Annotated in this window: 14 protein-coding genes; 11 read left to right on the plus strand and 3 right to left on the minus strand. The window is 67.8% G+C overall.

Features of this window, described 5'->3' with window-relative positions; all coding sequences use genetic code 11:
* Positions 1 to 29 precede the first annotated feature (29 nt).
* The 7 genes from DMB37_RS33785 to der all read left to right on the plus strand — a co-directional run bounded on the left by DMB37_RS33785 (position 30) and on the right by der (position 7,749).
* Positions 30 to 494 (plus strand): cupin domain-containing protein, encoded by a 465-nt coding sequence (locus tag DMB37_RS33785; protein WP_206055062.1) that lies wholly within the window; start codon positions 30 to 32, stop codon positions 492 to 494.
* Positions 495 to 719: 225 nt separating this feature from the next.
* A complete protein-coding gene (locus DMB37_RS33790; RefSeq protein ID WP_107655413.1) occupies positions 720 to 1,664 on the plus strand; it encodes a ParA family protein in 945 nt (314 codons plus the stop codon).
* Between the two features lie 140 nt (positions 1,665 to 1,804).
* On the plus strand, positions 1,805 to 2,701 hold the full coding sequence (locus DMB37_RS33795; RefSeq protein WP_135237987.1) for a ScpA family protein: 897 nt from the start codon (positions 1,805 to 1,807) through the stop codon (positions 2,699 to 2,701).
* A 454-nt stretch (positions 2,702 to 3,155) separates the two neighbouring features.
* The gene (gene scpB / locus DMB37_RS33800; RefSeq protein ID WP_135237988.1) at positions 3,156 to 3,800 is read left to right on the plus strand and encodes an SMC-Scp complex subunit ScpB; all 645 of its coding nucleotides are present in this window, start codon (positions 3,156 to 3,158) and stop codon (positions 3,798 to 3,800) included.
* Between the two features lie 9 nt (positions 3,801 to 3,809).
* Positions 3,810 to 5,585 carry a pseudouridine synthase gene (locus tag DMB37_RS42035; RefSeq protein ID WP_135236138.1) on the plus strand — a complete coding sequence of 592 codons (1,776 nt, stop codon included), beginning with the start codon at positions 3,810 to 3,812 and terminating at the stop codon, positions 5,583 to 5,585.
* Entirely contained in the window at positions 5,585 to 6,328 is a 744-nt protein-coding gene (gene cmk / locus DMB37_RS33810) for a (d)CMP kinase (protein WP_135236139.1), read from the plus strand. Before DMB37_RS42035 ends, cmk begins: the two co-directional genes overlap by 1 nt.
* An 11-nt stretch (positions 6,329 to 6,339) precedes the next feature.
* Complete coding sequence (der, locus tag DMB37_RS33815) at positions 6,340 to 7,749, plus strand: ribosome biogenesis GTPase Der (RefSeq protein ID WP_135237989.1); 1,410 nt, start codon at positions 6,340 to 6,342, stop codon at positions 7,747 to 7,749.
* A 65-nt stretch (positions 7,750 to 7,814) separates the two neighbouring features.
* Here the strand turns inward: der and DMB37_RS33820 are convergent, their stop codons facing one another.
* Complete coding sequence (locus DMB37_RS33820; protein ID WP_135236140.1) at positions 7,815 to 8,699, minus strand: hypothetical protein; 885 nt, start codon at positions 8,697 to 8,699, stop codon at positions 7,815 to 7,817.
* Between the two features lie 156 nt (positions 8,700 to 8,855).
* On the opposite strand from DMB37_RS33820, the gene DMB37_RS33825 reads away from it, so the two are divergent.
* On the plus strand, positions 8,856 to 9,614 hold the full coding sequence (locus DMB37_RS33825; RefSeq protein WP_135236141.1) for an acyl-[acyl-carrier-protein] thioesterase: 759 nt from the start codon (positions 8,856 to 8,858) through the stop codon (positions 9,612 to 9,614).
* Position 9,615: 1 nt separating this feature from the next.
* Here DMB37_RS33825 and DMB37_RS33830 read toward each other — a convergent pair whose 3' ends face one another.
* A complete protein-coding gene (locus DMB37_RS33830; RefSeq protein ID WP_135236142.1) occupies positions 9,616 to 11,109 on the minus strand; it encodes a mannitol dehydrogenase family protein in 1,494 nt (497 codons plus the stop codon).
* 310 nt (positions 11,110 to 11,419) lie between these two features.
* Here DMB37_RS33830 and DMB37_RS33835 point away from each other — a divergent pair, with 310 nt between their 5' ends.
* Positions 11,420 to 12,505: an amidohydrolase family protein gene (locus DMB37_RS33835; RefSeq protein WP_135236143.1), complete on the plus strand. Its 1,086-nt coding sequence runs from the start codon at positions 11,420 to 11,422 to the stop codon at positions 12,503 to 12,505.
* A gap of 58 nt (positions 12,506 to 12,563) precedes the next feature.
* Here the strand turns inward: DMB37_RS33835 and DMB37_RS33840 are convergent, their stop codons facing one another.
* The gene (locus DMB37_RS33840; protein ID WP_135236144.1) at positions 12,564 to 13,313 is read right to left on the minus strand and encodes an IclR family transcriptional regulator; all 750 of its coding nucleotides are present in this window, start codon (positions 13,311 to 13,313) and stop codon (positions 12,564 to 12,566) included.
* 303 nt (positions 13,314 to 13,616) lie between these two features.
* On the opposite strand from DMB37_RS33840, the gene DMB37_RS33845 reads away from it, so the two are divergent.
* Entirely contained in the window at positions 13,617 to 14,438 is an 822-nt protein-coding gene (locus DMB37_RS33845; protein WP_135236145.1) for a hypothetical protein, read from the plus strand.
* 42 nt (positions 14,439 to 14,480) lie between these two features.
* Entirely contained in the window at positions 14,481 to 21,578 is a 7,098-nt protein-coding gene (locus DMB37_RS33850; protein ID WP_135236146.1) for a SpvB/TcaC N-terminal domain-containing protein, read from the plus strand.
* Positions 21,579 to 21,638: the final 60 nt, after the last annotated feature.

Raw genomic sequence — 21,638 nt, forward strand, 5'->3', positions numbered from 1 at the left:
TCGGCGTGCGCAAACGTGAGGTGAGTTGAGTGGCAAAGTCTTTCATCGTCCAGGAATCCGATGTCGAAGCGGTGGCGCTGCCCGGCGGTGGGTCCTTCCAGCTGCTGGAGGACAGCGAGCGATCCGACGGTCTGTTCGGCGCGAACCGTCTCGTACTCGCCGCAGGCGCGAATGGCACTCGCCCGCACCACCACACGCAATCCACGGAGATCTTCTACGTCCTCGACGGCACCATGGAGTTCCTCGTCGACGGCGAAATCAGCGCGGTGCGCAAAGGCGGACTGGTCGTCGTCCCGCCCGGCACCGTGCACGCTTTCGGCGCGTCGGCGGACGGACCCGCCGAGTTTCTCGCCGTGCTGACACCGGGTATCGTCCGCTTCGAGTACTTCCGGCAGCTCGGCCGGATCGCCCGCGGGGAGGCGGAATGGGACAGCATGGACGACTTGCACGACCGCTTCGACGTGCATTTCGATGGTGACCCGGAGTGGCGCTGAGCGATACGGGGTAGCGTTTTGCTGTTCGGGGCTCGGCGTGGTGCCGCGAACACGCCGCGCGCGTCGCGGCACTTGCACGCTCGCAAGCGGTAGCGTCTAACGAGAGTCGGACCGTACGAAAGCGAGGGTCGGGCCTGATCCGCCTCGCTACGCTCGGCGAGGCAACGGGCAGGAACGTATAAGGAGCAGCGGATCGTGACATCAGCCGGAGCGGCAGAGCCGCCGATGGGTGCTGGGGCGGAGCCGCTTACGGGTGCGCGCTCGGGTCCGTACTCGGAGGCCGCGGCCGAAACCCTGTGGGGCACCGGGGCCGAACCAGTCCCCGAGGACGCGGCGCTGGGACCGACCGGGCGCCCACTGCGTCTGGTACCCGACCCGCCACCGCTGGACCGGCACGGCGACGCCCTCATCGTCGCCATGTGCAACCAGAAGGGCGGCGTCGGCAAGACGACCTCCACCATCAATCTCGGCGCCTCCCTCGCCGAATACGGGCGCAAAGTGTTGCTGGTCGACCTCGACCCGCAGGGCGCGCTGTCGGCGGGATTGGGTGTGGCCCACCATGATCTCGACCTGACCGTGCACGACCTGCTCGTCGGTTCCAAGGGTTCGATCGACGACGTGCTGATGCCGACCCGGGTCGAGAACATGGATCTGCTGCCCAGCAATATCGACCTGTCGGCGGCGGAGATCCAGCTGGTCAACGAGGTCGGGCGGGAGCATTCGCTCGGCCGGGCCCTGCACGGCATCCGCGATCGGTACGACTACATCATCATCGACTGCCAGCCGTCGCTCGGGTTATTGACCGTCAACGCGCTGGCCTGCGCCGACGGTGTGATCATTCCGATGGAATGCGAGTACTTCTCGCTGCGTGGCCTCGCGCTGCTCAACGACACCGTGGAAAAGGTGCGCGACCGGCTGAATCCGCGGCTGAGCCTGTACGGAATAGTGGTCACCATGTTCGACGCCCGACTACTGCATTCGCGTCAGGTGATGGCGCGAGTCGTCGAGGTGTTCGGCGACCTGGTCTACGACGCGGCGATCTCGCGCACCGTTCGGTTCCCCGACGCCAGCGTCGCCGGCGAGCCGATCACCACGTGGGCACCGAAATCCAGTGGAGCCGAAGCATATCGGGCGATGGCGCGGGAAGTCATCCACCGGTCCGGCCGGTGATCGGCAGCAACGACCCCGCGCCACCCGCAGCAGTTACCTCATCACCCGGCTCGGAGTCCGCCAGTGCCGACTCCGCACCGGGTGATCTCCTGGAGCGGGCCGACGCAGGCCCGCACGACCCGGACGAACAGGTCGACACCGTGACTTCGAGCGATGGCGGCTCAGCTGACGCTGCGCCCAAGGACGAGAAGTCCGGGTTCCATCTGCGGCTGAGCAACTTCCAGGGCCCGTTCGATCTGCTGCTGACGCTGATCAGTTCGCGCAAGCTCGACGTCACCGAGGTGGCGTTGCATCAGGTCACCGACGAATTCATCGCCTACACCAAGGCGCTGACCGCCGCGCTGTCCGACGGCACTTACCCCAATGCCGCCGCGACCACCCTGCGGGCGGACAAGATCCTCGACCAGACCACCGAATTCCTGGTTGTCGCAGCCACACTGCTCGACCTCAAGGCCGCGCGTTTGCTGCCGTCGGGGGAGATGACCGACGCCGAGGACCTCGAACTGCTCGAGGCGCGCGATCTGCTGTTCGCGCGGCTGCTGCAGTATCGGGCGTTCAAGCAGGTGGCCGAGCTGTTCGGCGAACTGGAGGCTGTCGCGCTGCGCCGCTACCCGCGCGCCGTCGGGCTGGAGGAGTGCTTCGCCGGTCTGCTGCCCGAGGTTACGCTGGGAGTAGACGCGCACGAGTTCGCCGCGATCGCCGCCGCCGCTTTCCGGCCCCGCCCGGTGCCCAAGGTCGGCCTCGACCACCTGCACTCGCACGCCATCTCGGTCGCCGAACAGGCCGCGCTCGTGCTCGAACGGCTCAAAGAACGCGGCAAAGGCGGCTGGACGACCTTCAGCGAACTGGTCGCCGACTGCGCAGCGCCGATCGAGATCGTCGCCCGCTTCCTTGCCCTGCTGGAGCTGTACCGAGGAAAAACGATCGAGTTCGACCAACCCGACCCCCTCGGCCAACTCTCCATCAGCTGGATCGGCGACGACGCCCCCGACGCCGACCCGTCGGGCACTGTGACTATCGAGGAGGACTACGGGTGAGCGAGCGTCAGCGAGCGAACCAAGGACACAGCGCGCCGTCGCGCACGGCGGAACCGAGCGTGAGCGAGGTGGCGTCGTGAGCGACACCGTCGACACTGAGGTCTCGGACGCGAGTGAACTCGAAGTCGACGCGACCGAAGCCAACAGCGCCGAGCGCCCAGCTGACCAGACCCCCAGCGGCGAGACCGTGGCCGCGACGAAGTCCGCCGACGCCGAGCCTGCGATTGCGGATATCTCGACGCCCGACACCGCTCAACCTTCGGCCGCCGCCACCGAGTCCGCCGCAACCGACGCCAACTCATCGGACGCAGACAACCCCGCAATAGCGAAGAACGACACCTCGCAACCCGACCCATCGGACGCAGACAACCCCGCAACAGCGAACAAAGACACCTCGCGACCCGACCCCCCAAACGCAACCACCTACGACGCGACACCAGTCGCCAACAACACAGTGGCGGAGTTCACCCCCGAGCGTCTCAAGGATGCGGAGTTCCGGTCCGCGTTGGAGGCGATGTTGCTTGTGGTGGATGCTCCGGCCCCGGTAGAGCAGTTGGCGGCGGCGTTGGATGACACCACTGAGCGGGTGGATGAGGTGTTGCGGGAGATGCGCGCGGAACTGTCCGCGCGGGGCAGTGGGATCGATCTGCGTTTCGTCGGGGACGGTTGGCGCTTCTATACTCGCAGCGAGTACGCACCGTATGTGGAACGGGTGTTGCTCGATGGCGCCCGCACCAAGTTGACGCGGGCGGCTTTGGAAACGCTGGCGGTGGTGGCATACCGGCAGCCGGTGACCCGGACCAGGGTCAGCGCGGTGCGCGGCGTGAACGTCGATGGGGTGATGCGCACGCTGCTGGCCAGGGGCTTGCTCGCCGAGGCGGGCGTCGACCCGGAGACGAACGGGACGATGTACTGCACGACCGAGTTGTTCCTGGAACGGATCGGGCTCGCGTCGCTGTCCGACCTGCCGCCACTGGCGCCCCTGCTCCCGGGCGTCGACCTGATCGATGAGATCAACGAGAGCCTGGATACGGACCCCCGTTACACCAGGCTGAAAAAACCCGCCGAGGCCGACTTGGACCTCGGCAGCGAGGATTGACAGGACAAAATGAATAATTCCGCTCGCCGAGATGGCACACCGGATCGTAGGAAACGCAGTGACGAGCAGCAGCGCCCCGCGCGGGGTGCGGGCGCTCGAGGGGGGACCGACCGCGGCGCATCGCGCGGCGACGGCGGCTACCGCGGCGCGCAGTCGAGCACGCAGCGCGGAAACACGCAGGGCGGCAACGCATATCGTGGCGGCTCCGCGCAGGGCGGCGGCGGTTATCGCGACCGTTCCGAGGGCGGCAACGCCTCTCGCGGCCGCACGGACCGTGGCTCCGCCCAAGGCGGCTCTTATCGTGACCGCTCCGACGGTGGCAGCACATACCAAGGCCGTGGTGCTGCTCAAGGCGGCTCTTACCGCGACCGCTCTGACGGCGGCAGTGGATACCAGGGCCGCAACGACCGCGGGGCCGCGCAGGGCGGCAGTTCTTACCGCGGCGCGCGGGATGGCAACGCGCAGGGTGGCGGCGGTTACCGCGACCGCTCGGACAGCGGCAACACATACCGCGGCCGCAGCGAGGCCGGTTCCGGTGGCAACGCCTATCGCGGTCGTACCGAAGGCGGGCAGGGCGGCTCCTACCGTGACCGCGCTGATGGCGGCAGCGGATACCAAGGCCGCAACGACCGCAGCTCCGCGCAAGGCGGCAGCTCCTTCCGCAGCCGCAGCGAGGCCGGTTCCGGTGGCAACGCTTACCGCGGCCGCCCCGAGGGCAGCGCCAACCAGGGCGGCACCCCGTACCGCGACCGCAGCGAGGCAGGCACCGGCGGCAACGCCTACCGTGGCCGCTCCGAAGGCGGGCAGAGCGGCAACGCCCAGTCCGGCAACTCCTATCGCGGCACCACACCCGGCGGATCCACCGGCCGCGGCCCCGCGCAGGGCGGCATCCCGCAGCGCCGCGCTCCGCAGCCCGCGCCCACCGGCAAGAAGAAGAACCCCAAGCCGCAGCGCCAAACCCAGTCCGCACCTCTGCTGAACAACGCCAAGCCGGCCAAGCGCCAGCACGTCGAGCCTGCGGCCGCCGAAGGCCACACCAAAATGCCGTGGGGCGAGGGCGAGCGTTTGCAGAAGGTCCTCGCCAAGGCCGGTGTCGCCTCCCGGCGCGCCGCCGAGGAGATGATCGCCCAGGGCCGGGTCGAGGTCGACGGCGCCATCGTGGTCGAACAGGGCCTGCGGATCGACCCGCAGGTCGCCGTGGTCCGGGTGGACGGCACCCGCGTGATGGTGCGCGAGGAACTGGTGCACATCGTGCTGAACAAGCCCAAGGGCTGGCAGTCCACCATGTCCGACGATCTCGGCCGCCCCTGCGTCGGTGACATCGTCGCCGAGCGCGTCGCGGCCGGTCAGCGCCTGTTCCACGTCGGTCGCCTGGACGCCGACACCGAGGGCTTGCTGCTGCTCACCAATGACGGCGATCTAGCGCACCGGCTCATGCACCCCTCTTACGAGGTGTCCAAGACCTACCTCGCCACGGTGAACGGCGAGGTGCACAAGGCGATCGGCAAGAAGCTCAAGGACGGCATCGAGCTCGAGGACGGCCCGGCGAAGGTCGACAGCTTCCAGGTGCTCGAAATCGGCGAGGGACGTTCCCTGGTGAAACTTGTGTTGCACGAGGGGCGTAAGCACATCGTGCGCAGGCTGCTCGACGCGGTCGGCCATCCGGTGACCCGGCTGGTGCGTACCAATATCGGTCCGGTCGCGCTCGGCGACCAACGGCCCGGCACGTTGCGCGTGCTCGGCCGCGGTGAAATCGGCAAACTCTACGAGGCGGTGTCGTTGTGATGGGTGTGGAGATTCCGGTGGAGACGCCACGGCAGCTGACGGGGACGAGCCCGCTCGTCGTCGCCATGGACGGCCCGTCCGGCACCGGCAAGTCCAGCGTCTCGCGCCGCCTTGCCACCCGGCTCGGCGCCCGCTACCTGGACACCGGGGCGATGTACCGGGTCGCGACCCTGCGCGTGCTGCGCGCGGGCATCGAGCTCACCGACGCCGCCGCCATCGGTGCGGCCGTCAAGGAGCTGCCGCTGTCCATCGGCACCGATCCGCGCCGTGAGGTGATCCAGCTCGACGGTGAGGACGTCTCCTCGGAGATCCGCGGCGACGCCGTCACCAAGGCCGTCTCCGCGGTGTCGGCCGTGCCGGAGGTCCGTGATCTGCTCGTCGCGCTGCAACGCGAGATCACGATGGCCGCACAGCGAATCGTGGTCGAGGGACGCGACATCGGCACCGTCGTGCTGCCTGCCGCCGACGCCAAGATCTACTTGACCGCCTCGGCCGAGGCCCGCGCCCACCGGCGCAATCAGCAGAACATCGCCGAAGGCCGCGGCGACGACTACGAGGCCGTGCTCGCCGACGTGCAGCGGCGCGACAACCTCGACTCCACCCGCAAGGTGTCCCCACTGCGTCCGGCCGACGACGCGGTGCTGGTCGACACCAGCGACCTGAACATGGATGAGGTCATCGACGAGCTGTACCGCGTTGTCGCGCAGCAGATCTCGAAGACCAGGACGGGAGGTTCCCAGTGACCGAAGACGTGATGGCCGGCGACGGCATCTGGAGTGACGAAACCGACTGGGAGCTCACCGATCTCGATGGTGAGCTGGCCGGCGAAGAACTGCTGGCCATGCCGACGCTCGCGGTCGTCGGCCGACCGAACGTGGGCAAATCGACCCTGGTGAACCGTATCCTCGGTCGCCGCGAGGCCGTTGTCGAAGACGTCCCCGGTGTCACCAGGGACCGAATCTCCTACGAGGCCAACTGGTCCGGGCGCCGCTTCCTGGTGCAGGACACCGGCGGCTGGGAGCCCGACGCCAAGGGTTTGCAGCAGTCGGTGGCCCGCCAGGCCGAGGTCGCCATGCAGACCGCCGACGCGATCCTGCTCGTCGTCGACGCCGTGGTCGGCGCCACCGCCACCGACGAGGCCGCGGTGAAGATGCTGCGCCGCAGCAAGATTCCGGTCATCCTGGTGGCCAACAAGGTCGACGACCAGAAGGTCGAGTCCGAGGCTGCCGCGCTGTGGTCGCTCGGACTCGGCGAGCCGAGGATGGTCAGCGCCGCGCACGGTCGCGGCACCGGCGATCTGCTCGACGACGTGCTCGCGGTGCTGCCGGAAACCCCGCGCGAAGGCACCGGCGGGGTCGGCCCGCGCCGGGTCGCGCTGGTCGGCAAGCCCAATGTCGGCAAGTCCAGCCTGTTGAACAAGCTGGCCGACGACGAGCGCTCGGTGGTGCACGATGTCGCGGGCACCACCGTCGACCCGGTCGACTCGCTCGTCGAATTGGGCGGCAAGGTCTGGAAGTTCGTCGACACGGCAGGCCTGCGCCGTAAGGTCTCGCACGCCAACGGCACCGAGTTCTACGCCTCGCTGCGCACCAAGGCGGCACTGGAGGCCTCCGAGGTCGCGATCATGCTGATCGACGCCTCCGAGCCGATCACCGAGCAGGACCTGCGGGTGATCAGCATGGTCGCCGACTCCGGTCGCGCGCTCGTGCTGGCGTTCAACAAGTGGGATCTCGTCGACGAGGACCGCCGCCTGCAACTGGACCGTGAGGTCGACCGCGACCTGGTCCGGGTGCCGTGGGCCCAGCGGGTCAACATCTCCGCGCACACCGGCCGCGCCGTGCAGAAGCTGGTGCCCGCCATGGAGACCGCGCTCGAGTCGTGGGACAAGCGCATCTCCACCGGCCGCCTGAACACCTGGCTCAAGGAAGTCGTCGCGGCGACCCCGCCCCCGATGCGCGGCGGCCGCCTGCCTCGCATTCTGTTCGCCACCCAGGCGACGACCCGCCCGCCGACGTTCGTCCTGTTCACCACCGGCTTCCTCGAGGCAGGCTACCGCCGCTTCCTGGAACGCCGGCTGCGTGAGGAGTTCAACTTCGACGGTTCCCCGGTACGCATCTCGGTGCGTGTCCGGGAGAAGCGTGAGCGGACTTCCAAGAAGCGGTAGGCAGTTCGCGAACCGAGCCCCGAGAGCGCGATCTGCTCTCGGGGCTCTTTGCCAGCGCGGCCGGCTCAGCCGACGAGCGCGGCGCGCAGGCGGTCGTAGCCGGGCCCGAGCGTGCGCAGGATGGCGATCAGTGCCGCATCGTCGCCGGTGACCAGGGGATATTGCAGGCTGCCGACGATGCGTGATTGGGCGGCGGCCAGGGCGGCGGCCTCGGTGCGGCCGAGCATGGTCAAGTTCACCGAAGCATCCAGCAGCCGGCGGGTGCCGACTCGAATGCTGAAGATGGCCATGAGGTTTCGGATCTCCGGGTCCAGACCCCGCGCGACTACCTCGGCAAATTTCTCGACCACGGCGGAAGAGTCTTCGAGCGACCGGATGGCTTGGGGCATAGCGGATTCCAGCGCATCGATGGGGGAGACGACTCGCTCCCGCACGAATCCCGAGCGCAGGACGAACGGCGTGTCGATATAGGTCACCTTCTCGCCACGCCAGGCCTCGAGGAACGCCCCGGTCGGCAGCGTCGCGAACGGGTTTCCCTGCGGATCATGCAGCAACACGGTGTCACCCTCGACCGCGAGCACCACCACGTAATGGTCTGCGCCGATAGCGATTCCGGCAGCCGGACGATAAGTCAGCAGACCCATCTCCAGCGGCCCGGCCAGCGCGGGCCCCTGCGCGCAGGCCGCCCGCAGCCGGTCGAGCGCCGCCGCGTCGGACCCGCCGTCGCTGCGTACACACGACCACCCGAGCGACTCGATAGCGGCGGCCAACCCGATCTCCGGATGCCAACCGACCGGATCGAAGAACGGCGTCGAGCCGTTCTCCAGTTGGAAGCCGAACGGCGACCCGGTCAACGTCTCGATCACCCCGGTCGCCGGCGCGTGCGGACCGAGCAGCATGGCCAGCGAATTGCTGTAGCAGTAAGGACCTGAACCGATGTATGGATGCATGCGTCCACCCAACGACCTGACACCGTGTCAAGGTCAACTCCGGGCGCCACTGAGCCGCCCGATCGACCGATCAACAACAAGCCGATTGTGTGAGATGCGCGACGCGCTGACCGTGCCGACGCGCGCCCGGCGACCATGACCTGGCATTATCCGACCATGGTCATTCCCAGCGTGCTGCCGGAACGTCCGCCCGCCGGAACCCCGTTCGAAACGGGGTGGCCGGTACGTCTCGCCGATACCGACGGCGATCAACGCCTGCGGCTCGACGCCATCGCCCGCTACCTGCAGGACATCGGCTTCGAGCACCTCGACGCCGTCGAGGACGGCGACAGCCACCGCGGCTGGGTGGTGCGCCGCACGGTGATCGATGTCCTCAAGCCGATCCAGTTCGGCGAGCGGGTCACCCTGCGCCGTTGGTGCTCCGGCCTGTCCAACCGGTGGTGCAATATGCGCGTGCAGATCTGTGGCAGCAGTGGTGGCCTGGTGGAGACCGAAGCCTTCCTGATCCACTTCGGCACCGAATCCGGCGTGCCCGCCCGGATGAGCGACCGCTTCATGGAGCCGATGCTGGCCAGCACCACCGAACACCGCCTGCGTTGGAAAGCCGCCCTCACCGACCCGGCGCCCGCCGCCGAAACCACCGGCGTGCAGGTGCGCCCGTTCCCGCTGCGCATCACCGATATCGACATGCTCGACCACGTCAACAACTCGGTCTACCTGAGCGGCGTCGAAGAGGTCCTGGCCGATCACGATGACCTGAAGTCGGGTGCGCACCGCGCGATCATCGAGTACGCCAAGCCGCTGCGGTCCGGTGATCTCGTCGAACTCGTCGCCCACCGGGCGGGCTCGGTCCTCGACATCTGGTTCGCCGTCGGCGACGACACCCACGCGGTGACCCGGGTCCTGCCCATCTAGCTCAGGCGGGCCCGGCCAGCTCCGCGACGGTAGCCCGGGCACCCTTGGCGTACAGCGAATCCAGCGCCGCCACATAGGCGCTCACGAACCGTGGTTCGTCGATCAGATCGCCGAAAACCGAACGGTCCCTGAGGAATGCGGTGCGATCGTCGCGCTGGCGGCGAGCCAGCGGGATCAGCCGATCGCGCAGCCGGTCCACGATCTCGATCGGCTCGCCGTGTTCGTCGACGCCCTCCGCATAGCGCGCCCAGCTCGCGACAATCGCCGCCGCACAGGTGATCTCGCCGTGCTCGGCCAGCCGCTTCCGCACCACCGGCAGCACCCACTTCGGTATCCGATCCGAGGACTCCGCACAGAGCCGCGCCACGGTGTCGCCGATCGCCGGATTGGCGAACCGCTCGAGCAACGTCTGCTTGTACTGGTCCAGATCGACCCCGGGCACCGGTCGCAAGGTCGGTGTCGCCTCGATGTTCATGTAGCGCAGGAGGAATCGGCGAAACGCCGGATCCTGGGCCGCGTCGTGCACCAGCCGATAACCGGTGAGATATCCGAAGTACGCCAGCGCCTGATGGCTCGCGTTCAACAGCCGCAGCTTCATCAACTCGTAGGGCGCGACATCCTCGACCAACTGCACGCCGACCGCACCGTAATCGGGTCGCCCGAGCGTGAACGAATCCTCCAGCACCCACTGCGTGAACGGCTCCGTCACCACCGGCCACCGGTCCACCACCCCGTAGCGGCGTGCGACCTGGGCCGCCGCCTCGGGCGGGGTGGCCGGGGTGATCCGGTCGACCATCGAGTTCGGGAAGCGCACCTCCCGCGCCACCCAGTCGCCGAACTCGCGGTCGCGCAGCGCGGCGAACGCGCTGAACGTAGTGCGCGCGACGTGCCCGTTGCCCTCGATGTTGTCGCACGACAGCACGGTGAACGGTGCGATATTCCGTGCTCTGCGCCGGGCCAGCCCCTCGACGATCAGACCGAAGAGGGTGGCGGGCACCGCATCTGGCGCGAGATCGGCTCGAATATCCGGATCTTCGGCGTCGAACGCGCCGGTGGTCGCCGAGTAGTGGTAGCCACCCTCGGTGACCGTGAGCGAGACGATCCGGGTGGCCGGGTCGGCCAGCTTCGCGAGCACCGCCTCGGGATCGTCGGGCGCGTACAGGTACTCGACGATCGAGCCGATCACTCGTGTGTTCCAGCTGCCGTCCGGGGCCAGCACCGACAGCGTGTACAGCCCGTCCTGCGCCGTCAGCGCATCGCGCATCCGGCGGTCACCGGGCAGCACGCCCACGCCGCAGATGCCCCACTCGCGCGCCTCGCCGCGTTCGAGCAGCCGGTCGATATACATCGCCTGATGCGCGCGGTGAAACCCGCCGACACCGAAATGCACTATGCCGGTGGTGATTCCGGACCGGTCATAAGTCGGTACCGCAATGCCGGTATCGAGTCCCGGCAAGATGGCGGCTTGCAGTGCAACGCTCGTGTCCCCGGTCATAATCACCCCGTCAGTGTTGTGCGTCACACTTCGGATGCCACCCTCGATGGGCAGTAGTTCACCAGCTGAGCATATGCGTAGCTTTCCCGAGGTCTGTAGGACCACTGTCTCATCCCGCCCGCTGACGTCAGGCGCGCAGCGCGCACAGTATTCGCTGCTCGGCCACCCCATGTGCGAGACCAAACGGTGCCTCTGCAAGAACACTGCGTTACCACTTCGTGTGCGGACAAATCCACTGGCGGCTACTAACGTTCCGTAGCGGAGCGGTCGCACCCCTCGCCGCTGCACGACTACCGCACCGGAGGTTTGCGTGACCGTCGACTCCCCAGCGATCGGCAAGACCGCTCTGCGCAACGTCCGTGTCTTCGATGGCGCGGAGCTGACCGAGCCGACCACGGTGGTGATCGACGGCGCGGTGATCGGCACCGATGCCGGGGGCGCCGAGAGTATCGACGGTCACGGCGCGATCCTGCTACCCGGACTCATCGACGCCCACGTGCACCTACACGGCCCGGAATCGCTCGACCAGCTCGTCGCGCACGGCGTCACCACGGCGCTGGACATGACCACCTGGCCGCCCGAGCACCTCGCGGCGCTGCGTAACCAGCCGGGCACCACCGACATTCGCAGTGCGGGAACGCCGATCATCGGTCCGGGCGGTACGCACGCCCGTATCCCCGGCATGGCCGAGCACGCGGTCATCCACGGTCCGGAGGCGGCCGAGGCGATGGTCGCCGAGCGTGCCGCGGCAGGGTCGGACTACATCAAATTGGTGTTGGAAGCGCCGGGGGAGGGCGGCCCGGACGAAGCCTCCGCCAAAGCAGTGGTCAACGCGGCGCGGGCCAAGGACCTCCGAATCGTCATCCACGCAGCATCTTTGGGCGCCTACGCGCTGGCGCTGGACGTCGGCGGCGACATCATCACCCACGTCCCGATGGACGGCCAGCTGCCCGCGGACTCCGTGCGCCGGATGGCGGAGCAGGGCCGCGTCGCCGCGCCCACCCTCGTCATGATGCAGGGCGTGGCAACAACTTTGGGCATCCTCGGTTTCGCCGACTGCCTCGCCAGCGTCGCGACGCTACACGCCGCCGGTGTGCCCGTCCTCGCGGGCAGCGACGCCAACGCCGAACCCGGCGTGCCCTTCCAGCCCGCGCACGGCGACTCGCTGCACCGCGAGCTGGAGCTGCTCGTCACCGCGGGCCTGCCCCCGGCCGAGGCGCTGCGCGCCGCGACCACGGCGCCCGCCGCCCACTTCGGCCTGCCCGACCGCGGCACCATCGCACCGGGCATGCGCGCCGATCTCGTGCTGCTCGACGGCGACCCGCTGTCCGACATCCACGCCACCCGCGCCATCACCCAAGTTTGGTGTGGTGGCGTTTCACACGCGATGAGTTAGGTGCGAGCCGTCGGGGTGCCGCCCCACTGCCTGGGCGGCACCCCCACGACTCCCGCTCTCAGAGCGACATGACCCCCTGCGACCGCAGCAGCCTCGTGAGATTGGCGCTCACCAGCCCTGCCGTGCGCACCACCGCCTCGGCCAGCGCGGGCAGCCGGTTCAGCTCGCCCACCGTCGCCGCCAGCGCGGCGACCACCTCGCCGCCCGGACCGCGCACCGGCGCCGCGACGCAGGCCAGCCCGAATCGGCTCAGGTCGGTGTCGTAGGCGAGTCCGCGCTCCCGCGCCAGGGTGACCTGACGGCTCCACTCGCGGGGCGAAAACCCTTCGGGTGGTTGGTGATTCGGATGACCGATGGCCAGCACCTGTTCGGCGGCGGTGCCCGAGGGCAGCAACGTCCCCGCCCGCAGCGGGAAGACCGCATCGATCTCGCGCCCGATGCCGCCGATCAGCATCGTGTGCCCCCGGTCGGTCACCGAGAGGCTGAAGCCGCCCCGATCCGATGTCGCCGTCAGTTGCCCGAGCGGCCGGGCCGAGGCAGCTCGCAGCAACCGCGCCGGTTGCCAGGTCTGTCCGAGCCGAAACACCCGGGGTCCGATCTGATAGCGCCCGCTGCGGCGCTGCACTGCTCCTTCCGCGACCAATTGATTGAGTAACCGATAGGCGGTTGCCTTCGGTAGTCCTGCCGCCGACGCGAGCTGGGTCAAGCCGAGCTCTTCCCCGTGCGCGAGTGCTTCGAGCAGGGCGAATGCCCCCTCGAGCACACCACGGCCCCCCAAGGCCGCCTTTTCCATCGTCGCTTCGTTCACTCTCTGTCCTCCCGTGCAGATACTGCAACGAACCGAGCACGTGCTTCATATCGTTCGCGGTCCGACAAATGGAACGCTCGGTTCGCTCATCAGACCGACAACTACCCCGGCCCGCCGTCCAGCTACAGCATTGGCTCCGTCGCGCTGAACGGGCACCGGCGGTTCTTGCTACAGGGAAGAGTCTCCGGTCCGCGCCCTTCACTCACGTTTCATCGACGTCTCACGGCGTCGAGATGCGGGGTGATCGGCGGTGCGACGACCACTCGGGGGAAATTTCGGGCAGACGAAATCGAGGGAGATCCAATGGTCGACACTTTTTTCGCGGACGTGTCATATTTTCAGGTCCCGGTGGACGATTCCTATCCGCACGCGATACTCAGCTTCCGATCCAACGACGGCGACTTCCGCGACGCCAACTTCGCCGCCAACTACGAATGGGCTTGCCGGGCAGTCGATTCGGGACGCCTGGCGTGCTTCATCGTGTACTTCTACTGGCGGCCGAACTGGCTGGAGACCGTCGAAACGCACCGCGACATGGTCGCGCGAATGGGCGGCCCGCACCCGCGGATGATCAGCATGATCGACCTCGAATCGGGCGGTAATCCCGGTGGCGACCACTCCGGCGGCATCAACGCGTCGTACTGGAATCTGGTCGATTGGCTCGGCGACCGGCGGCGGGTGATCGCCTACGCGAATCGCGGCGACTTCTTCGATATGTGGGCCGACCGCCCGGAAGGTGTACGCATGATCGGCGCGGGCTACGGCCGCAATCCGAATCTGCCAGGGCAGCTCGCCCACCAATACACCGACGGTCAGGGCTTCGGCGGTGGCCTGCCCGAGGGCTGCCCGCCGTTCGGCGACTGCGACATGAACATCGCCTACGAAATGTCGCCCCAGGACTTCGCCGCGGCGTGCGGCGTCGGAATAGAGGAGGAATTCATGTCCGCATTGAACGAAATGGAACAGCGCGAGCTGCTGGACAAGACCCGCGAGATCTGGACCCAGCTGCACGGCCCGCAAGGCTTCGGCTGGCCCCAGCTCGGCCAGAACGAGAAGGGCCAGAACCGCACCCCGGTCGACGCCCTCGCGGCAGTGGAGGACGCACTGCAAAGCCCCCGGAAATAAGTCGCGCCCGCAGTCCCCCTATCGACAAGGACGAGCCCACTCATGCCACAGCCTGTCCCGGAAACCCGGACCGAGCCCGATCGTCGACCCGACCCGGGCTCGCCGCCGTCGTCCGCCACCGCGGGCGCTCGCGAGTCCGGCGCGGCACCGCAGCGTGATCAACCGTCGCTGTCGTTGCCCAAGGCGGGGGGTGCGATCCGCGGCATGGGGGAGAAGTTCGCGACCAACCCGGTGACCGGCACCGCGGGGGTGACGGTACCGGTGCCGCTCACCCCGGGTCGGGCCGAGATGACGCCACAGCTGAATCTCGGTTACGACTCCGGGGCGGGCAACGGGCCGTTCGGCCTCGGTTGGTCGATGGATGTGCCGTCGATCTCGCGCAAGACCGACAAGGGGTTGCCCCGTTATCTGGACGAGATCGATGTGTTCCAGCTGTCCGGCGCCGAAGATCTGGTGCCCGCGGTGTTTCCGGCGCGGCGCAGCGAAAGCGGCTTCGACGTGGTCGCCTATCGGCCGCGGACCGAAGGGTTGTATTCGAGGATCGAGCGATGGTGCGACCGAAACTCGGGGGACACGCATTGGCGGGTGACTTCAACGGCGAACGTCACCAGTGTGTTCGGCCGCAACGGCGCGGCCCGCATCGCCGACCCGGCCGACCCGGGCCGGGTCTTCCAGTGGCTGCTGGAGGAGACCGCCGATGATCGCGGGAATCTGGTCCGCTATGAGTACAAGCCGGAGGACCGGGCAGGGGTGGACCTGGGTGCGCCGTGCGAGCGCAATCGCGACACCGTGGTCAACCGCTACCTCAAGCGGGTCCGGTACGGCAATTCGACACCTGGACAGTCGGACTTCTGCTTCGAGGTGGTGCTCGACTACGGCGAGCACGACGCCGCGGCGCCGACCCCCGATGGTGTCGCGCCGTGGAAGGTGCGACGGGATCCGTTCTCTACCAGACGATCCGGCTTCGAGGTACGCACGTATCGGTTGTGCGACCGAATCCTGATGTTTCACCGGATCGCCGAACTCGCTGCCGAGCCGGTGCTGGTGTCCGCGACGAACCTGGGCTATCTGCCCGATCCGGCGGCGACGAAGCTGACCGAGGCGACCCAGGCGGGCTATCTGCGGGTCGATGGAGGGTACGTACGTAACGATTTGCCGCCGTTGAGTTTCGAGTACACCGAGCGGACCGTCTCCCGCGCGATCCATCCCCTGACGACAGCAGATGGCGCCGCGCCGCCGCGGCTGGACGACGGCTACCGCTGGATCGATCTGGACGGCGAAGGCCTCCCCGGGATACTGGCCGAGGAGGGCGGCGCCTGGTACTACCGCGCCAACCGGGGCGGCGGGTCCGTCGCCGCGTCGCGGGCCGTCGACCCGCTGCCGGTCGGCGCGAGCCTGGCGAGTGGGCGGCAGCTGCTGGATCTGGCGGGCGACGGCACCCAGGCATTGGCCGACTTCGCCGGTGTGGCAGCGGGTTTCCATCGGCGCACCGCTGTCGGCGGCTGGACCGATTTCGCCGTCTTCGGCTCGTTGCCGGTGGTGTCGTGGGCTGACCCGAACCTGCGGTTCGTCGATCTGAGCGGTGACGGGCTCGCGGATGTGCTGCTCACCGAGAGCGAGGGTTTCACCTGGCACCCCTCGGCAGGCTTCGCCGGTTTCGGCGAAGCGAGCCGAACGTCGAACGCGGACACCGAGGAACATGGGCCGCGTCTGGTGTTCGCCGACCCCGAGCAGAGTGTCTACCTGGCGGATATGACCGGCGACGGGCTCACCGATCTGGTCCGTATCCGCAACGGCGAGATCGCCTACTGGCCTAACCTGGGCTACGGCCGGTTCGGCCCGAAGGTGCCGATGGCCGGTGCGCCGGTGTTCGATAATCCGGATCGGTTCGACCAGCGCCGGATTCGGCTCGCCGACCTCGACGGGAGCGCGCCGACGGACCTGATCTACCTGGGTCCGGATCGGATCTCGTTGTGGTTCAACGAGTCCGGCAACTCCTGGAGTGCCGCCGAGGCGATCACCGGCTTCGGCGTCCCGGATGTGGCAAGCACCACCACGGTGACGGATCTGCTCGGCAAGGGCACCGCCTGTCTGGTGGTGGCCGAGCCGCGACCGGACTTCGACCCGCAGGTCCGCTACCTCGACCTCATGGCGGCGGGCAAGCCGCACCTGCTGTCGGCGGTCGACAACAACCGTGGCCTGCGCACCACCATCTCCTACGAGTCGTCAACGACGTACTACCTGGCCGATCAGGCGGCGAACGACCCATGGGCGACCCGGTTGCCTTTCCCGGTGCAGGTGGTGTCGGCGGTCTGGACGCGCGACGAGATCGCCGATACCACGCTGGTCGCGACCTACCGCTACCGCCACGGCTACTACGACGGCGTCGAGCGCGAGTTCCGTGGTTTCGGCTACGTCGAACAGCGGGACGCGCTGTCGTTCGCCGGGGCGGATGACCGGATGTACCAGCCGCCTGCGGTCGTCAAACGCTGGCAACACACCGGCTGGTACCGCGACGGTGCCCGGCTCTCCACCCAGTTCGCCACCGAATACCGTAGCTACGACAAGGATTTGGATCTGACCGACACGCTGTTGCCCGCAGGGCTGACGCCCGAGGAGGAGCGCGAAGCGGCGCGCGCGTTGCGCGGTCACGTCCTACGGGAAGAGGTTTACGCCGAGGACGGCCATGGCGAACTCGGCGAGCCGTACTCGGTGACCGAATCGAATTATCGGCCGCGCCTGCTGCAGCCGCGCGGATCGGCGCCGTACTGCGTGATCGCCGTAGATCCGGGTGAGACGTTGACCGTGCACACCGAACGGCTGGCCGAAGATCCACGGATCGGGCACACGGTCACTTTGGACGTCGACGAGTGGGGGAATGTGTTGCGCGCGGCGCGGATCGCCTACCCGCGCCGTCGCCCCGAGGCCACCGCGCAGGGGCTGCTGCACGTGACAGTCAGCGAACATGAGGTGCGCAACGATGTGACCGCCGAGGACCGCTGGCGGGTCGGCATCGCGATCGAAGGTCGCGAATACGAGGTCGGCGGGCTGTCGCGCGCAGGCCGAATCTTCACCGAGACCGAGCTACGGGCCGGATTGCTGCGCGCCGCCCACCACGAAATCCCTTATCAGGAAGAGCTTTCCGGCGCGCGCGAAGAGCGCAGGCTGATCTCGCGAACCCAGCAGACCTATGCCGCCGCCGATGCGTCCACCGAACTGCCGCTCGGTCATCTCGCCGTACCCGCCCTGCCGTGGCGCTCCTACCGCCAGGTGTTCGCGGCCGGGCAGGTGGCGAGGCTGTACGGCACCAAGGTCACCGACGAGATGCTCACCGAGGCCGGATATCTGCTGCGCGAGGGTGTCTGGTGGCTGCCGTCGGGCAGGCAGACGTTCGATCCGGCACGTTTCTACCTGCCGGTCTCTTACCGCGACGCTTTCGGGGCGACCTGGCAGATCGCCTATGAACGCCACCTCCTGAGGCAGAACGGGATCACCGATCCGGTCGGCAACGTGGTCACCGCCTCGATCAACTATCGCGTGCTACAGCCGTGGCTGCTCACCGACCCGAATGCCAATCGCACCGCCGTCCGTTTCGACCCGCTCGGCTTGGTGATCGCCACCGCGGTGCTCGGCAAGGACGGCAGGGCTGAGGGTGATGTTCTCGACCTGGCCACCCCCGAACCCTCCGACAACGATCGACCCACCACCTGGTTGACCTACGACCTGACCGCGCGTCCGGTGCGACTGCACACCTTCGCGCGTGAGCGGCACCGGGTGGTGAACAGCCGGGTGCGGGAGTCGCTGACCTACATCGACGGCAGCGGCCGGGTCATCCTGGCGAAGGTACCGGCGGAACCGGGCGCCGATCGCGCGCCCCGCTGGGTGGGCACCGGCCGGACGATCTACGACAACAAAGGCAACCCGATCAAGAAGTACGAACCGTACTTCGCCCCCGACGCGGAGTTCGACACCGAACCGGACGTGGTGCGGCACGGAGTGTCCTCGATCCTCACCTACGACCCGCTCGGCAGGCTCATCCGCACCGATTTCCCCGATGGCACCCTCAGCCGGGTCACCTTCGACGCCTGGGCACAACATGAGTGGGACCGCAACGACACCGTGCTCGAAAGTCGTTGGTACGCGGACAGAATCACCTTACCCACCAATGATCCGCGCAATTTGTCCGCGAAAGCCACACTGCCGCACGCGGGTACGTACGGCACCACCGAGCTCGACAGCCTCGGCCGGGCGCACATCGACATCGTCGACAACGGCGCCGAGAAGTTGACCACCACCGTCATCCACGACGTGCAGGGGCATGAGCTGGCCACCCTCGATCCGCGCGAGATACCGGTGCTGGAGCAGCAGTTCGACATGCTCGGGCGGCCGGCGCATACCCGAAGCCGGGATGCGGGCGAGCGGTGGTTGCTGGTCGATGTCACCGGACAACCCGCACGCTCGTGGGACGGCCGTGGGACGGTCCAGCGCTACCGCTACGACGAATTGCGCCGTCCCACCCACTCATACGCCACCACCGCCGGTGCTGGGGAGCGCCTGCGGTCGCGCGGGTACTACGGTGACGCCCTCGACCATGGCGCCGACGACAACCTGCGCTCCCGCCCGTACCTCATCTTCGACGGCGCAGGCGTGGTGCGCACCGCCCAGGTCGACTTCAAGGGCAATCTGCTGGCCGGCGAGCGCCGGCTGGCGGCGGACCCGCTCACCGAACCGGATTGGTCGATCCTGTCCGACATCACGGACCCGGAGCAGGCGCTGCGTGCGGCGACGCGGCTACTCGAGCCGACGGTCTACCGCAGCACCACCGACTACGACGCGCTGAACCGGCCGACCCTGCTCGGTACGCCCGACGGCAGCGAGACCAAGCCCACTTACAACGAAGCGAACCTGTTGGAGCGCCTCGAATCCCGGCTCCGCGGTAGCACCGAGTGGACGGCGTTCATCACCGGCGTCGAGTACAACGCGCGCGGCCAACGATCGCTGGTCACCTCGGGCTGCGGCACCGAGACCCGCTACGCCTACGAACCCGACACCTTCCGGCTCGCCGCCGTGGACACCCGCACGAACAACGGCCCGGCCTTGCAAGCACTGCGCTACACCTACGACCCGTCCGGGAACGTCAGTGTCGCAGCCGATCCCGCGCAGCCGACGGTCTTCTTCGCGAATGCCGCTGTCGGCGCCGCCCGAACGTTCACCTACGACCCGAGCTACCGGCTCGCCACGGCAACCGGCCGCGAACACATCGGCCAGACCACCCCACCGGGACCTGGCGAATCCGCGATCGCGCCGATCCCGCACGCCAATGACAGCAGCGCGATGCGCGCATACACCGAGACATACACCTACGACAAGAGCGGCAACATCAGCACAGTCACCCATACCGCAGCCGACGGCGGTTGGCGCCGCCGTCATTCGACGGCCGTCGACAGCAATCGCTTATCGGCCAGCGATACTCCCGGCGACCCGGATGATCGCCTCGCCGCGATCTACACCTACGACGCCAACGGCAACACCACCTCGATGCCGCACCTGCCCACCATCGATTGGGACCCCGACAACCGTCTGGTCCACGCCGATCTGGGCGGCGGTGGCGACGCCTACTACCAATACGACTCCACCGGCCAGCGCGTGCGCGCGACGGTACGCACCAACGGCACCACTGACACCCGAATCTATCTGGGCAACAGCGAGATATACCAGCGTGTCACTGCGGGCACCGTCCGCACCCGCAGGGAGTCCCTGCACATCCTCGACGGCACCCGCCGCGTTGCCCTGATCGAGACAACCACCATCGACAATCGTCTCCCCGTTCCGAATCCCCGCCCGGTGCACCGCTACCAACTGGCCGACCATCTCGGTTCCGCCACAATCGAACTGAGCGATACCGCCGCCGTCCTCTCCTACGAGGAATTCCACCCCTTCGGCACCACCTCCTACCGGTCCGCCACCGGTGCTGCCCAGGTAAGCCTCAAGCGTTACCGCTTCACCGGCAAGGAAAAGGACACCGAAACCGGATTTTATTACCACGGTGCTCGATATTGCGCCCGCTGGCTCGGTCGCTGGATCAGCTGCGACCCAGCGGGATTCGTGGATGGCCCGAATCTCTACGCCTACGTGCGAAACAACCCCATCCGATTGATGGATCCGGCGGGTACTCAGTCACGTGAGAACGGAACAAGTGATCAGAACGCCAATGATCCAGCGAACTACCGGACCTTCGAACAGTTTCGGAGCAGCGCGTTCGGCCCGTGGACCGAGCAAGGTCTGCAGAACGCCTGGGCCGCAGCGCATCCGGCGCCCGCGCAGCATGCCTCCGACTCCGATCGCGGCAACCCGTCGAACTACGCCTCATGGCGCGACTTCCGGCGCGCAGCGCCGGGGCCGCTGAGTGTCGATGTGCTGAGCGGGGTTTGGGACGCCGCCCACCCCGCCGGGCCGACCGCCGCGGCGAGCGAGGAACGCGAAATCACCGATTCGGCCGTCGGGCCCGCATTCACTGGTGTCTATATTTTCGCGGGGCCGGCCGCCGGGCACGGTCTGGTCGGGGAGGGCCTGACGCTCTTCGGCTACGACCTGAACAAGGGCTTCTACTTCGCCGGTCTGCTCGCCGCCGGGCCGGAGAAGGAAATCGGCACGGTCGAAGGGGATGCCGTCGGCGGCGTCGAGTCGTATCTCTACATGCGTGACTGGCATACCGAGATCGAGCAGATCGCCCTCACCGAATTCGCGGTGCCCGGCCCGGGCGGCACGAAAGGCGGAGCAGGCTCCTTCCTGAACCTGAGCGACATGCGGGAGTACGGCTTCTACGGTCATGCCTCGGTCGGCACCCTCGCCTTCGGCGGTGGCCTCACCTTGCATTCGGTGACACCCGAATCGGCTCCCGAGCCCGCCGAAGACGATGGCCCCGGGCCGCACAGTATCGATGCCGCGATCCATGGTGTGGCGAAAGATCTCGGCATCGACGGGCTATCCACCACCAGCGCGGTGAAGAACACCATCCACAACACCGGCGTGCTGCTCGACCGTGCCACGAAATCCGCCGATCCGCGCAATGGGAATCAACCCTACGTACCGCAGCCGAGTATGACGCTGCACCAGTTCCTTACCACTTGGCTCCGTTGAGGGGCGCACGAATCGACGGCCGACCACGGCCGTCCGACCCAGACATGACAGTTCTGTCAA

Origin of the sequence: Nocardia sp. CS682 (assembly GCF_004634405.1) — a bacterium.
GTDB lineage: Bacteria > Actinomycetota > Actinomycetes > Mycobacteriales > Mycobacteriaceae > Nocardia > Nocardia ninae.